Genomic DNA, 15119 nt, shown 5'->3' with positions numbered 1-15119 from the left:
ACTCAACTTTGTTTCCAAGCCCAGTTCATGGAAAGTGGCCTGCTGCTCTGCATCGGCTGGTGAGAGCTTATCTTCACGTAGAGCCAGTTGATAGTGCCTGTGAAGCGTAGCTTCGCGTTAGGTTGGTAAGCCAGCTCCGGCGTAAGCTCCTGCGACACGATACTGAAGTTTTTCGAGTTAAGAAAGTTAGAGCGGTTGTCACGCACGTTCTGAGCCAGGCTGATCTTGGAGCTCAGCACTTCATTCAGGTTCAGACGGGCAATCAATTGGTGATTACCCACACTACGGGTTTCGGTACCGTTTGCCAGCAGCGATTTCTGCTGATTCTGCTGCACCGTGTATTCCAAGCCGTACTTTGGGTTGCTCCGATTGAAATAGAGCGTATTGCGAAGCGACTTCACCAATGAGATCAGGAACTCATCTTCGAAATCTTCGCTGAACGGATTAAAACGGTTCATCACCTCATCATCTGTCGTCTTCTTGTCGATGCTTACAAAGCTGAGGGCTGAGAACTTAGCCATAAACCCTTTGAAGCCTTCGGCGCTGCGCCAACTGCGTGGTACGTTGCTGTTCAGGCGATAAGTGAAACGGTTGGTATAGGCGTTTATATACTCATCCGTCGGCAGGAAGACTTTGATGAAACGGCGCTGGTCCACTGTCTGTGCTTCCAGGTAATCGTTGAGGTCGTTGGGGTTGCCGCCTTCACGAAGGTAGTGTGTGCCCTGCCCCGGCATGGTTTCCCGGAACACGAAGATACGCTTCAGTTCACGGCCTGTACCCACCGAGTAACTCATTTCAGAACGGAAGCTGCCATCCAGAAAAGAGGTGTTCCAGTCTATGCGCGACTGAACGGTTTCCTCATCCTGCCCTTGTTCAAGCTTCAGGTTACGGTAAGTAGCCTGCAGGGCAATATCACTGTCGCGACCATACCTGCGTTGGAGCATGGCATTGTAGGTCTGCCCTACTTCAGGCGCTCCCATCTCCCCTATTGCCGTTGGGCGGAGGTCGGTGCGGTAGCTATAATCTACCCGGAAGCGGGTTTTGGCGGTATCAGGACTCTCCACAAAAAGCACATGCTCATCAAAGTACATGGCGGAGCCCGTTACAGAGTCGCTGCCGATAGCGGTAAGTTTGTTCTTATCGAAGCGGTACATATAGCCAGGCTCAACTTTACCGAGCCTATACCTGGCCCCTACATCGCCCCTATACCACTCTGATTCCCGGGTGGCTTGGTCGCTGTGCAGCATAAAGAAACTATTACGCAGCTCCAGCTTGCCAAACTCACGGTTCAGGTCCAGTTGGTGCTGCGTACCGTCTACCTGCTGGTGACGGTAGCGACGGCTGATGCGGTAGTTCACCAAGTTCTGCGGGTCCTGCACTGCTCCTACTGAGAAGTTAAAGATATGGTCTTCGGCTTTCTGATTCGGATTGTCCAGACTCCAGTCGCGGTCGAATTCAATGGGGCGGTAGCGGTCGATGGGTTCAAAATTCACATCGGTGTACTCGTAGTTGAGCGTACTGTTGAGACGGTATTTGCCCAGGAAAGAAAGCTGTCGATCCTGTATCGCATAACCCACCCGCATGGCCGCCCCATTATCATCCATGGCATCGAGACGGGAGAAGCGGTTGAGGTCATTCTGCGAAGCGGCACCTTCCAGGAAGAAGTTCACGCCTTTCTCCAGTTCGTAGTTACCACCCAGTGTGATCAGCTGTTTCTTACGAGGCGTGGGTAGAATACGCACAGGTGCATAGTTGCCCTGCGGCACACCATTGACCGGTGCTACCCATCGGTATACCCTGCCATTCACTGCATTGTTAGCTGCCACGTAATTGCCTCGGTTCGCCCCCACTTCCGAAAACCGCACATTGTATATTGCCGAATCCGGATTGCTGGAGAACACATATACTTGCTCAGGTATACCGTCTATCAATGTATCTCGCTGAGCGTAGAGCACCTGTGCCGGATCAAAAGGCACCTGTGTCGCACCTGAAGTAACGGCCATATTCAGGCTATCGCCTATACCTGCGAGCAGGCGTTTCTCGTCATCCTGCAGATCGAGGTGCAGCAGGTTGTTTGGGTTATCGGATTCGTTGTAGTAGTTGGCGTATACCTGCACTTTGCCCAGTTGCTGGTAGTGACTGGCGTGGTAGATGCTGCGGCTATAATTGAGGTCAGAATACTCAAAGTCTACCCGTATACGGGAGTTTTTGGTAATGACGTGGCGTGTTGTGAAGGTAATCTCAGCCTGGTTGTAGTCGATCACATAATCGAAGTCGAAACCACGGGTCAGCAGGCGGCCGTCCAGAAATACACGCTCCGAGTTAGCCAGTACAATGATGAAACGCTCGTTATTGGGACCGCGCAACCTGTAGGGCCCCTGCACGCCTTCCAATGCCTCCACAGCCTGTGAAGCAAACTTGCCTTTCGACACAGAGGCGGCTACAGTGGTAGTACCCAGTTTATCCGGTGATTTGCCAAAAGTAGTCTCGAATGCACCGCCCTGCACGTTTTTGTAAAACTGCATGAAGTAAGACGGCTTACTACGGAGCACCACATCCCCTGCTGACAGCTGCCATTGCTTATGCTTGAGCGTGATATACACTCGGTCAAACTCATTCAACTGCTGCGTATTCCCCTCCGGCTGAAACGGAATATTCTGATCCGTAATAGCGGCTGTGATGCTGATGTCATCAGTCAGCTTACCATCAAGTTGCAGGTTCAGCGCAGAATTGACAAATACGTTCTGTGTGTTACCAAAAGAGATCCCTCGTGAAATACTGCCTGTTTTGTTCAGGCCGGGCGTCTTGAAGATTTCTTCCCGTTGGGCAAAGTCCTCTTTGTAGAATTCCCGTGGCGACGGACTCCGGTCCAGCTTCATGATGTCGCGGCGATAAGCAGGCTTGGCTAGACTCAGTGGCAAGGTTCTATAGCATACCAACACCGAGTCAGGTATAGGCACCACCGTTCCAAGCGTATCCATGATCTGGTAAACAGGCGCCGGAAACTCGGTCAGTTTAAACTCGTGGGTATAGTAGTTATAGTCAAATTTGAACTGGTCTTTTCGGGGGCCTACGAACGTAATGGAGCTAACATCAATTGTCAGGGTATCGAGTTGTTGGGGATAATCGGTGAGGTATAGCCACTTGCAGTGCCGGTTGTTCACAGGAGCCTGGGCCAGCGCAGGCAGGTTCAACAGCAACAGCAGGATGCCGGTGATCAAGCTTCGAATCATGCGGTGGCCAGCGGTAAAGAAATGTAAAACGTCGTCCCCTCTCCCTCTTCTGTCACAAACCAAATGCGACCACCTGCGTTTTCAATTCCTTTTTTGGCAACAGCCAGGCCTATACCTGAGCCCGTGTACTTAGTACTGAAGTTAGGTATAAATACTTTGTGCCGAATCTCGGCAGGTATACCGCTGCCGTTATCAGCTATAGACACCAGCGCCATGTTATTCCCATCCACCTTCAGGTCTATTTTGATCACAGGCTTCCGGTCGGCTGGCACTGCTTGTATAGCGTTCAGCAGCAAATTGTTGAATGTACGTACCATCAGTGCCTCGTCGGCCATCACCATCACCGGCTCTTCAGGCGTACGCAGCTTTGTTCTCACAGATGCCGGATTCGTGTGCAGGTCGGCGGCTTTGTGCAGGGCAGCCCCCAGGTCCATCAACTCAGCTTTCGGCTCGGGCATGGAAGTGAAGTTAGAAAACGAAGTGGCGATATCGCTGAGAATGTTGATCTGCGTGATCAGGGTATGCGAGATCTTATTGATCATCTGCTCCGTGTTCGGGTTCTTCTCTGCAATGGCCTTCTGGAGGTACTGCAGCGAAAGCTTCATCGGTGTGAGCGGATTTTTGATCTCGTGCGCCACTTGCCGGGCCATTTCCCGCCAGGCCGCTTCTTTCTCGCGCATCGCCAGTTCTACTTTGTTCTGCTCCAGTGTCAGCAGCATGCGGTTGTACTCATTCACCAGCATCCCGATCTCATCAGCCCCTTCATAGGCCAGCATTTCGTTTTTGCCGGTCAGGGAGGTATGTTTCAACTTCTCGGCCAGCATACGAAGCGGCACCGTCAGGGCTCTGGAAGCAAAGAAGGTCAGGATGATAAACACGATGAACATGACAGTGAAAATGTTCATCGTTGTCGTAATCAGCTCGATCAGCTTCAGGTCCAGCTGTCGCTCTGAGTCAAAGAAAGGAATACCTATAAAGCCAATCAACTTCTCCGGATCATTGTCAGGACGGAGCGGCAGGTATAGCGCATTGAAGCTTAGGTTACCAGCCTGCTCATCGAGGAGAACACGCAAAGCCTGTCGCTCCGATATAGCCGCAAAAGCATGTGGGTTGACTAGTTTGGATAGCAGCCCTGACTCAAAAATTAGCGGCTGACTTGTTACCAACAGGCGTCCGTTACGATCATAAAGACTCACATCAGCCTCTGACAAAGCTGCAATAGAGGCTACACGGCGCAGCAAGCGATTGCGGTCGGGCAGCACTTCCAGCGTAGTCGGTCTGCTAAGATGGTCCTGTATAGCCTCGCCTTTTTTCTCGTAAGACGAAAGCAGGTCTTTCTTGTAAGAGCCTGTCACCAGGCTAGCCGTTACGATACTCACCAGCATGAGGGGCAGCAGGATACCGAAGTTCAGGAAAAGCTGAATCTTGGTACTGAAGTTAGGCTGAAAATCACGCAGTCGCTCCCGGTTCAGGAGTATGTAAAGCACCGCCAACACAATGAGGCAGCCGGTAAAGTACAGGAACAGAAAAGAAAAATTGGAGAGTACTTCACGGGCTCCATACTTACTTGTCGTGATAATCACGGTCGGGCCGTAATCGGTTTTAACACCTAAGTGGTGAAAGCCCTCCTCAGTTGCTCCCTGCCGGTACAGCTCACTTCGTTCCAATTCGCTCCTATCGAAGTTGGTGGCATAATCAAATTCACCTTCGCTGTATGTCAGCCTGCCCTTTTCATAAATTCCATAACTCAGGATATCGGCTCTGAAAGGCTGCTGGTGCTGTTGCCCTGCTAACAGCTCAGGCACCAGGCTATTTGGAAGAAGCTCTTTGAGGCTCAATTGCAGCACAATCGTTCCGTACAGCTGTGTACCCAGGGGCACTTCAATCAACTTTAGGTAAAAGCGGGTATGCGGACGGGCAGGATCATTAACCAGGTATAGATTATCATACTCGGTTCTGTTCTGTGGTACAGCATATTTTTGCCTTAGCTCCTCCAATGTAGCAGCTGTGGTATCAGCACTTTCGAGTGTGCGCCCCTGACTATCAAATAATAGGATATTCGCTTCATACTTATCGAAATAGTCCGGAAGAAACTGGCGGGATATCTTGCGCTTAATGAAGTAGGCATCAACATAAGGCCCCTTCATCTTGGATTGTATGAGAGCGTCTTCAGATACCCGCACCGCTACGTCTTCTTCCAGCAGATACTCAGCCAGCACATCATTGCCCTGCATCAGGTCAAAAGCGAACTTCTGCTTGTAGGCTAGCAACTCGCTCTGGAAGTGTGTGTAAAGCGATGCTGCACCTGTCAAACTACTTACTGCGATGATGAGAAAGAAAAACAGGTAGGTGCGGTATGGTAAACTGATTGCCTGCCGGTGCTGTGCCGCCAACAGAATCACAATCCAGAAAACGAAGCCTATCAGGAGCACGGGCAGCCAGCGCATATCCAATACCAGAGCCAGCAAGGTAAGTATAGCGGTAACTCCCAGCAGAATCTTATAGGACCACCAACCATTTGACTTGCGCAACAGCACATTGGCTACAGAAGCCAACATATAGCCAAACAGGCTCAGTGCCACCGTGTGCAGGAACATCAGGCTGTACATTACCAATTTATACCGTTCCAGCGCTAGAGATTGGTTAATGTCGAGTGCTAGCGGAGAGTTGTGGTATATGCCATAGTAAAAGCGGAATAAAATAGCTAGCAACACAAAAAACCCCGCCATAGAAGCTCCAAGTATTACTTTGCTCTTGTCAGCCGAATACGCTTTAACGGTGTTTAATACTTCATTTTTGTGAAACAAGTAATAAGCAGTCCAGGCGACCGTAACAAGTAGTAGTACATTCAGTGCCAGATCACCTACCGAAGGGGACCAAAATGACGCAGCATAAAGGCGCGGATCAAATAGTTCGGTTTCTACTATCAGAAAAGGCAGATTGAGCAACAGGAGCGCTAGCCTGAATCCAACCAGCAGGATTAGTAAAAGCACTATACCTTGGGTATAGCGCTGACGTTCCAGGAAGATTTTACTTAACGAAATGCTGAACCAAACAAAAAGAACAGCCCCTAAGGTGAGCAGAATAAGTTGAAGGTCATCAAATCCAGAATCGATCCGATCAGACCCATGATCGAGTGCAAACAGGAATTCACCTTCACTGGTCTTTACCTGTGGCAACTGCCCCGGGTTATCAAGCACAAGCCGAACGTCTGCTTTCCCAAAAATACTTTTCTGCAAGCCCGACGACAAGTAATCATTTGTTATACCATAGTCTATCTGAAGCGGAATGTAAGTGAAGATGTCATAATCATCAACCCGGTGGGGCATAACCACAAAGGTGCCATAACTATTACGAATAGTGGATGTATGGCGAACTGTTGGGGGCATGTCAAGGTCTGGTATAACAGTATGGTCAGACCAGAACAGCAAACGACCATTCTTGTAGACAAAAGTAGGGTAGTGTGTCTTGGATAGAAGTTTTGAGAAGCTTATTCGGCCTGTTTGCAGCTGTTCACCAAGCTGCACAGACTCTTGGTGAGCATCCATTAAAAGGGCCTGAACCCGCTGTGTTATACGTTGCTGAGCCTGCTCTCTATCGGCTTGGAGCCAGGAAGCCGGTACCTTATAATGCAAAAAAGCTGTCGCCATAAAGCACAGCACAGCAAGAGCAAATAAGAGTATTGGCGCAAAATTACGGTTCAAAGCAGCATGAATTACCCACGAATTTAAGCATTTCGTGTTATAAGAGCATGACCTTTAGGCAGCTAAAATGTAACTAACAGCCTCAAAGCAAGTTTAATTCCGGAAGAAGTGTGTAATCCAGACCAAAACCGGATCAAATTTCACACCAAAAAATTTGATGATAAAATAAAACCACATGCAAGACCTGCTGCCTGCATGTGGTTTATGATATGAATTGAAAATAGCCGCAGCCGCGAAGAAAGATTAGCAAAGTATGCTAATTTGATATTCAGTGCTTATGCGGTTCTAGCGGCTTTCTTTTTTTGACTGCTTTTGTACCAGAGAAATCCTACTGTACCTACCAGTACATAGGGTATTAGCATCAGGTATAGAATTCCAGTATTCAACCCTGCTCCTACCTGAGAGTCTGAATCAGTACTACCGGTACCAACATTTGATTCTACTGTCGCACGGCACATGGCACATTGGCTATAGGCCTCCGTAGATACCAGACTTAGCGTAAGCATCATCAGGCCGAGGATAAATATCTTAGATAATTGGCGCTTCATGATCATAAAACAAGTGTTAAATGTTCCTGGTTCTAACTATAGTACGGAGAAATCAAAATATAAACGAGTACACCCGTTATGGCTACATAAAGCCAGATTGGAAATGTCCATTTTGATATACGACGATGGCGAATAAACTGCTCTGACAATGCAAAATACATGGAAAGCAGTACCAACGGTACAATCACCACGGCCAGAACAATATGTGTCAGCAGGATAAAGTAGTAAAATAACTTTAGAAAGCCGTCTCCACCATATATCGTACGCTCCCCCAGGAAATGGTAAGTAACGTATGATACCAGGAATATTGCTGACAAGCCAAACGCGGTTGCCATGGCATTACGGTGCACTCTGATATTCCCTTTACGAATGTTGTAGTAGCCTATAACCAGAGCAAAGGCTGTTAAAGAATTCAATATCGCATGCAGCGTTGGCAGAAAAGACACATCAACACTACTTGAGCCTTCCTTCGGCATAAAGAAAAGCATAGCCACCACTACAGGTATAGCAATCGATAGAATGGCAATCAGTATTAAAAACTTCTTGTCATTACCAGCAGCTGGACTATTTTGATTTGCTGTATTCATCTAAAAGAACTTTAATTTCTATTATCAGGCGATCCACATCCTCCTTATCAGTGCCATCATATATCCCCCGCACATACCTGTCTTTATCCACCAGCATAAACTTCTCGCTGTGAATAAAATCCTGCTGGCCTTCTACCTTCATAACAGGCAAATAGAAACCTTTCTGAGCTAAGGTATAGATTTTGTCACGGTCTCCTGTTAAAAAATACCACTTACCAGGGTCAGCACCGTACCGTTCACCGTATTCGCGCAAAACCTCTGGTGTGTCATATTCAGGATTAACAGTAAAGGACACCAGTTTTACTTGTTCCTCATCCTGAAAAGCTTCCTGCACACGCACCATTTGCGAAGACATCGCCTTGCAAATGTCGGGACATGTCGCGAAAAAGAAGTCAGCTACGTAGATATGACCATCCAGGTCTTTTTGAGAGATTGCCTGGCCTTGCTGTGAAGTGAGTTGGAAAGCAGGCACTTGATTGAAGAGTGTATCCCCTTTGGCATCACGCTGTACCTCACCTGTAGCAGTAACCTGAGGAAAATATTTAGGGAGCGTGTAGTGGTGTTCACCAAAGCTTCCGATAAATATAAAAATAAGAAGAGGCACTAATAGTAGGATACCTAATATTAGTGCCTTTGAGTTACTCATAATATGTGTACTTAATTGAAGTAATTTCTAATTGAATCGAAGTAATAGCTACCTTCTGAAATCAAAGCTACCATTAGCCAGATAACAAGTGCCATCGGTATAAGGATAGACCAGATCAAGGCTTTGGACTCATGCTTTAAGTGCATGAACTCCGCTACAATGTAGAACGCCTTAAAGATGGTCAAAATTATAAAGATCGCATTACGAAGTGTGCCTGCGTCCATTGTAAAGGCGAAAAGGAACTCTACTGCAGTTAGGGCTACCAGGATAAAGAATGTTTTCCAAATAACTTTTGTCTGCGCTTTAGGTATCTCACCTGTCTGGTGAAGATCGTTGGAGTGATCCGAATGAGCTGCCATAGTATACTTTATGTTTTAGAGAGGCAGCCCCGCACCAGGCGGGAACTGCAGCTGTGATAGTTTATGATTTATAAATTAGATCAGGTAGAAGAAGGTAAATACGAACACCCAAACCAAGTCAACAAAGTGCCAGTAAAGACCAACTTTCTCTACCATTTCGTAGTGGCCACGTTTGTGGTACACACCATTCACAGTGTTGATGAACACCATGATCAACAGTACAACACCAGAGAATACGTGTGTACCGTGGAAACCAGTGATGAAGAAGAACAGGTCGGCGAACAAAGGCGGACCATATTGGTTCATGGTCAGGTTGGCACCAAAGATGCGTGTACCATCAGCCAACAGCATACCCTCGTCAGTACCAGAGATGAAGTGAGCCCACTCCCAAGCCTGGCAACCAAGGAAAATGCTACCGAACAGAATAGTCCACATTAACCATTTCTGTACATCATTCTTATCCATACGATGCCCAGCTTCTACTGCCAATACCATGGTAACAGAGCTCAAAATAAGAATCATGGTCATCAGGCCACAAACGCCAATGGAAGATCTACTCCATGGAATCCAGGGAAAGCGTTAAAAACTTTCTCCGGAATTGGCCACCATTCAGTTGAGAATGTAAAGTCATCCGGACTTCCAGTATAAGGAAGATGACTGTGACGAGACAGGCCATAAACAATCAGGAGTGCACCAAAAGTAAAGGCGTCAGAAAGTAGGAAAAACCACATCATGAGTTTCCCATAGCTCGCTTTTAGTGGTTCATTACCACCATCCCATGTACCTGTTTTAGGTGCTTCCAGCGTAGTTGATGTAGACATAGTTTAGTATTGAAAAAAACGTGTTTAGTGATTTAATCTCAAAAATAGATACAAGTATAGCCAAAGGCCACCCAGGAAGTGCCAATAAATGGTGCATAGCTGAATACGCAGCATGCTCTTCGAGTGAACTTTGTAACGTAGACTTGATATAATTACCACTGCCACATAAATGAGACCAGTGATCAGGTGAAAACCATGCACACCTGTTAATACATACATAAATGAACCGGAAGGGTTACTAGACTCTCCCCCAAAGAACACATTGTTATTAACCAATTCAGCCCATCCATTCCACTGTCCGATCAGAAAAGCGACTCCTAATCCGAAAGTCAGATACAGCATCAGGCGCAGTTTTGCTATATTATCCTGAGCTGCGGCATTATGGGCAAGCTGCATCGTAATACTGCTTAAAGCAATAATTACCGTGTTAATCAGCATGATGTTTGGCAGGTCATATTCGAGCCAGTTGCCTTCTGCACGACGCACCAGATAAGCGCTCGTAAAGGCTGCAAACATCATAATTATACTAATAATAAGCAACCACAGCGTAAATTTTAATGGATGTACTCCTCCTGTGTTGTTCTCCTCTCCCAATGATTTGGCAACCATATCCATATCCTATAATTTATCTAAAACGAAAGCTATCTGCACAATAGGCAAATACAAAAAGGACCCAAACATAATGTTCATCGCCGCCTTGTTTGTACAAGTGCGCATAAGATGAAACGTCTGAGCCAGAAACAATACCCCACAAATAACAGCGATCAGCGCTGACGTGGAACCGGTCATCCCAAACTGCAGAGGTAGTAAGCTCAGTGGAATCAGCACAAGGGTATAGATCATGATCTGAAAAGCAGTTTTCAGGTTCTTCCCCCCTTCCATTGGAAGCATTTTAAAACCTGCTTTCTTATAATCTTCATCCAGTACCCAGGCAATTGCCCAGAAATGTGGAAACTGCCATATAAACTGTATGCCGAAAAGAATCCAGGCCTCTACACTCACTACACCTGTTGCGGCTACCCAGCCGATCAATGGCGGTAAAGCCCCAGGTATAGCACCAACAAAAACGTTGATAGGGCTGATACGCTTAAGCGGCGTATATATAAAACCATAAAGAACGAGTGACAACAAGGCTATAGCTGCTGTCAATGTGTTAAAAAAGCTAGCCAAAACAAACAAACCGCCAACTCCTATCAGCGCGCCAAAGATAGCTGCTTCAGTTACACTCAGTATGTTGGTTGGAAGCGGCCTGTTAGCAGTGCGCTTCATTAACTTGTCCAGGTCTTTTTCCAGTATCTGGTTCACAATGTTGGCAGCGCCAGTGACCATCAACCCACCCAGCATGACTAATGCTATCTGTAACCAACTTCCACCCGGATGTCCTAGTATATAGCCTATAGCACTTGAGAAAGCTACTGTAAAACTTAATCTAAACTTCAGGAGCTTAAAATATGCTGATGCCTTTTGTGCCATATTGGCTAGAGACAGTACCGATTCTGATCTATCTGTAATCATTAGCTAAGAACCACTACCGGTTTTTCAACCGCCTTTTTTGAGGCGTAGTAATAAAAAATTAATATCAAAAACTGAACGCCGAATAGTAAGGTAGCTATTGTCAAGTGCAACGGTTGCAGGAAAGCGGGTATGGCAAAATAAGCCATAATTACCCCAAAAGCTATTTCAGCAACCAGCAACACTAGCATCCAGTTCGTCATCATACTCAACTGGCGATCTCTTAGCTTATAGATTAAATAAGCCATATAGAGATGAAGTACCAGTAACAGGATAGAAAAAGATCGGTGAATATAAAAACTTGACCCAAGTTGGTCTACCCAAAGATCTCTGTTACTACCATTCATTTCGGAGGCAACAATATCCACTTCTTCACGCACTTGCGTTCCAATTAGTATCTGAACAAAAGTAGCAGCAGCTACCAGTCCGATAACAAAGAACATTTGTTTTGAAGCATCAAATCGAGGTACGATAAAAGCAGATTGCGAACGAATTACCGCATACTGCAGTAAGGCTACAAGCACAAGCGCTAGCGCCATATGGATTGTAATAGTTACTGGTAGCAAGTTGGTAGATACGACTATCGAACCTAACCACCCCTGGACACCAACTAGTACAAAACTTAAGAATGAGAGGAAGAATACAGTCTTATCCGTTTTAAGGTAAGGTATAGCATACAGTACTGTCAGGAAAATTAATATCCCAATCACAGCCCCTACCAAACGATTGATGTATTCTATCCAAGTTTTTGTCACATTGAAATCTGTTTCAATGTGTTGAAGTGGATGATCTCTCAGTTCTCCTGCCGCTTTGTCAAAACCTATGTTATCAAGAACCCCTGCTAGTCTCTTGTTCTTCTCTACACGTTGTTCCTTGTAGACTTCCAGATAATCATCTGGTAATTGGCTAACATCAGTTGGAGGAATCCAACTGCCAAAACACTTGGGCCAGTCCGGACATCCCATTCCTGAGCCCGTGCTCCGCACGATTCCTCCAACCAATATTAGAAAGTATACAGCTAATACTGTAAGTACTCCAATATTTCTAAACCTTTTGTATGGAAAAGATTTATCTATCATTTAAGCTATTCTAAATCTCTCTCGTACGGCAGGTTTGAAGACTGCGTCTGAGAGAATGGTACGTTTTGAGGGATGTAGTCCTCTGCAGCACCTGGTTTACTATAATCGTAAGGCCATCTGTAAACAGTTGGTATCTCGCCTGGCCAGTTACCGTGTCCTGGGTTAACCGGTGTTGTCCACTCAAGGGTATTAGAGTGCCATGGGTTAGCTGTAGCACGACGGCCTTTGAAGATGCTATAGATAAAGTTGAATAAGAAGATCAACTGCGCAGTAAAGCCTAAAATAGCAGCTATACTGATAAAGCTGTTTAGGTCAGTGAAGGTATTGAAAGCATCAAAACCAGTCCATGAATAATATCTTCTTGGGAAGCCAGCTATACCGATGTAGTGCATAGGCATGAACACCAGGTAAGCAGACAGGAATGTCAACCAGAAGTGGATGAAGCCAAGCTTCTCGTCCATCATACGGCCAAACATCTTAGGGAACCAGTGGTAGATACCACAGAACATACCAAAGAAGGCTGCAGCACCCATTACAAGGTGGAAGTGCGCAATTACAAAGTAAGTATCGTGCAGCTGAATGTCCAGAGCTGAGTTACCCAGGATAATACCTGTCAAACCACCAGAGATGAAAAGCGAAACGAAGGCGATCGCAAACATCATAGCTGTTGTGAAACGAATATTACCTCTCCACAGGGTGGCAATCCAGTTAAACACTTTCACCGCAGATGGTACCGCAATAATAAGTGTCAGGAACATGAAGACTGACCCCAGGAATGGGTTCATACCTGTCACGAACATGTGGTGTGCCCATACTACGAATGAAAGCAGAGAGATACCCAGCATGGAACCGATCATCGCTCGGTAACCGAAGATAGGCTTGCGAGAGTTTGTTGCAATTACTTCTGAAACGATGCCGAAAGTTGGTAGAATTACGATGTATACCTCAGGGTGTCCAAGGAACCAGAACAAGTGCTGGAACAGAATCGCGCTACCACCGGTATGTGCAAGAGCCTCTCCTGCGATATAGATATCAGAAAGGTAGAAGCTTGTACCGAAGCTACGGTCAAAGATCAATAGTAGTGCTGCAGAGAACAGAACCGGGAATGAAAGAAGACCCAGGATAGCCGTCAAGAAGAATGACCAGATTGTTAATGGAAGTTTGGTCATTGACATACCCTTTGTTCTCAGGTTAATCACAGTTGTGATATAGTTTACACCACCTAGCAACTGAGATACAATGAACAAAGCCATACTTACCAACCAAAGGGTCATACCCATTGCTGAGCCTGATATCGCCTGTGGAAGTGCGCTCAAAGGAGGGTAAACTGTCCAACCACCCCCAGCAGGACCTGTCTCAATGAAAAGGGAAGTAAACATGATCACACTTGCCAGAAAGAAAATCCAGAAGGACAGCATGTTCATGAATCCAGATGCCATGTCACGGGCACCAATCTGCAACGGGATCAGGAAGTTACTGAATGTACCACTCAGACCAGCCGTTAGTACGAAGAATACCATGATGGTACCGTGCATTGTTACCAGCGCCAGATAGAATTCCGGGTCTAGCTTACCATTTACGATCCAGTTTCCCAGGATAGGCTCCAGGAAAGTGAATGTTGCTTCAGGCCAGCCAAGTTGTAGACGGAAAATAATAGACAGGAAGCCACCTACAAAGCCCCAGAAGATACCTGCAAAAAGAAACTGCTTTGCAATTACTTTGTGGTCCTGGCTGAAGATGTACTTCTCAAAGAAGTTTTGGTCATGATGATGATCATGCTCGTCGTGAGCGTGATGCACATCCTTATTTAGAGAGATATCTGTACTCGACATTGTTGATTTTATTTAATGCTACAACTCTGTTTTTACTTCTTCAGCACTCTTCTCAAGCACCACCTGATCTTTCGAATCGTGGGTGAACTTTGTTAGAAGCTGTGGATTTTGCTCGATAAATGGTGTTTGTGAAGCTAACCACTCCTCGTACTCCTCAGGTTCGTCAACAACCAGGATAAAGCGCATCGCAAAGTGGCCACGTCCACATATCTCAGTACAAGCCACTTCATAGTTGAATTCAGGGTTACCAGTCTCAGTGCGCATTTCAGCTGTTGTTTTGCTAGGCACAAACCAAAACTTGGTTGGCATACCTGGAACAGCATCCATTTTAACACGGAAATGCGGCAGGAATACACTGTGGATTACATCTCTTGAGCGAATCTTCAACAGCACTGGCTTGCCTTTAGGCACGTGAATCTCACGTGGCATAAAGTCATCCATTGCATTAGGATCGCTGAAGTTTACACCCATTTCATTTGTAGCATCGATGAAGTTAACACTAGCTTCACCCAGTTTACCATCTGCACCCGGGTAGCGAACAAGCCAGCTAAACTGTTTACCCATTACCTCTACTACAACAGCATCAGCCGGGGCAGCACTCGTGATGTTTGCCCATGTTTTCCAACCGGCAAATACTAACAGCGCCATCACAACAGCAGGAATCATTGTCCAAACAATCTCTAACTTGTTATTGTGTGGGTAGTAGTAAGCACGCTTATCATCTTTATGCTGGTATTTATAAGAATACCAGAAAAGTAGGATTTGCGTGATCACAAACACGATACCGATTACGATCAT

10 protein-coding genes and 1 pseudogene are annotated in these 15119 nt (G+C 46.2%); all 11 read right to left on the bottom strand.

The window, feature by feature from the left end; all coding sequences use genetic code 11:
• Nucleotides 1-2 precede the first annotated feature (2 nt).
• The gene (locus O71_RS17215; RefSeq protein WP_051017803.1) at nucleotides 3-3233 is read right to left on the bottom strand and encodes a hypothetical protein; all 3231 of its coding nucleotides are present in this window, start codon (nucleotides 3231-3233) and stop codon (nucleotides 3-5) included.
• Nucleotides 3230-6781, bottom strand: a complete 3552-nt coding sequence (locus tag O71_RS17210) for an ATP-binding protein (RefSeq protein WP_007659395.1) — start codon at nucleotides 6779-6781, stop codon at nucleotides 3230-3232. Before O71_RS17210 ends, O71_RS17215 begins: the two co-directional genes overlap by 4 nt.
• Before the next feature lie 736 nt (nucleotides 6782-7517).
• Entirely contained in the window at nucleotides 7518-8072 is a 555-nt protein-coding gene (locus O71_RS17200; RefSeq protein WP_007659390.1) for a DUF420 domain-containing protein, read from the bottom strand.
• Complete coding sequence (locus O71_RS17195) at nucleotides 8050-8718, bottom strand: SCO family protein (RefSeq protein ID WP_007659389.1); 669 nt, start codon at nucleotides 8716-8718, stop codon at nucleotides 8050-8052. The genes O71_RS17200 and O71_RS17195 overlap by 23 nt, the downstream gene beginning before the upstream one ends.
• An 11-nt stretch (nucleotides 8719-8729) precedes the next feature.
• Nucleotides 8730-9077, bottom strand: coding sequence for a cytochrome C oxidase subunit IV family protein (locus O71_RS17190; protein WP_007659388.1), 348 nt, complete (start codon nucleotides 9075-9077; stop codon nucleotides 8730-8732).
• A 75-nt stretch (nucleotides 9078-9152) separates the two neighbouring features.
• Nucleotides 9153-9898: pseudogene (locus O71_RS17185) on the bottom strand (cytochrome c oxidase subunit 3).
• 24 nt (nucleotides 9899-9922) lie between these two features.
• Complete coding sequence (locus O71_RS17180) at nucleotides 9923-10513, bottom strand: cytochrome c oxidase subunit 3 (protein ID WP_007659387.1); 591 nt, start codon at nucleotides 10511-10513, stop codon at nucleotides 9923-9925.
• A gap of 3 nt (nucleotides 10514-10516) precedes the next feature.
• Complete coding sequence (cyoE, locus tag O71_RS17175; protein ID WP_007659386.1) at nucleotides 10517-11413, bottom strand: heme o synthase; 897 nt, start codon at nucleotides 11411-11413, stop codon at nucleotides 10517-10519.
• Nucleotides 11413-12489 (bottom strand): heme A synthase, encoded by a 1077-nt coding sequence (locus tag O71_RS17170; RefSeq protein WP_007659385.1) that lies wholly within the window; start codon nucleotides 12487-12489, stop codon nucleotides 11413-11415. Before O71_RS17170 ends, cyoE begins: the two co-directional genes overlap by 1 nt.
• Before the next feature lie 5 nt (nucleotides 12490-12494).
• Nucleotides 12495-14321, bottom strand: coding sequence for a cbb3-type cytochrome c oxidase subunit I (locus tag O71_RS17165; RefSeq protein ID WP_007659384.1), 1827 nt, complete (start codon nucleotides 14319-14321; stop codon nucleotides 12495-12497).
• A gap of 18 nt (nucleotides 14322-14339) precedes the next feature.
• On the bottom strand, nucleotides 14340-15119 hold a 780-nt coding region (locus O71_RS17160; protein WP_007659381.1), incomplete at its 5' end, for a cytochrome c oxidase subunit II.

It is taken from the genome of Pontibacter sp. BAB1700 (assembly GCF_000277005.1).
GTDB classification, from domain to species: domain Bacteria; phylum Bacteroidota; class Bacteroidia; order Cytophagales; family Hymenobacteraceae; genus Pontibacter; species Pontibacter lucknowensis.
The sequence above is the reverse complement of the archived record's forward strand: the minus strand, read 5'-3'. Positions and strand labels throughout refer to the sequence as shown.

What these genes read in the sequence shown, in the direction of transcription:
- O71_RS17210 (WP_007659395.1), bottom strand. Translation starts at nt 6,781, where the DNA reads ATGGATGCTCACCAAGAGTCTGTGCAGCTTGGTGAACAGCTGCAAACA.
- O71_RS17165 (WP_007659384.1), bottom strand. Translation starts at nt 14,321, where the DNA reads ATGTCGAGTACAGATATCTCTCTAAATAAGGATGTGCATCACGCTCAC.
- O71_RS17190 (WP_007659388.1), bottom strand. Translation starts at nt 9,077, where the DNA reads ATGGCAGCTCATTCGGATCACTCCAACGATCTTCACCAGACAGGTGAG.
- O71_RS17195 (WP_007659389.1), bottom strand. Translation starts at nt 8,718, where the DNA reads ATGAGTAACTCAAAGGCACTAATATTAGGTATCCTACTATTAGTGCCT.
- cyoE (WP_007659386.1), bottom strand. Translation starts at nt 11,413, where the DNA reads ATGATTACAGATAGATCAGAATCGGTACTGTCTCTAGCCAATATGGCA.
- O71_RS17180 (WP_007659387.1), bottom strand. Translation starts at nt 10,513, where the DNA reads ATGGATATGGTTGCCAAATCATTGGGAGAGGAGAACAACACAGGAGGA.
- O71_RS17200 (WP_007659390.1), bottom strand. Translation starts at nt 8,072, where the DNA reads ATGAATACAGCAAATCAAAATAGTCCAGCTGCTGGTAATGACAAGAAG.
- O71_RS17170 (WP_007659385.1), bottom strand. Translation starts at nt 12,489, where the DNA reads ATGATAGATAAATCTTTTCCATACAAAAGGTTTAGAAATATTGGAGTA.
- O71_RS17215 (WP_051017803.1), bottom strand. Translation starts at nt 3,233, where the DNA reads ATGATTCGAAGCTTGATCACCGGCATCCTGCTGTTGCTGTTGAACCTG.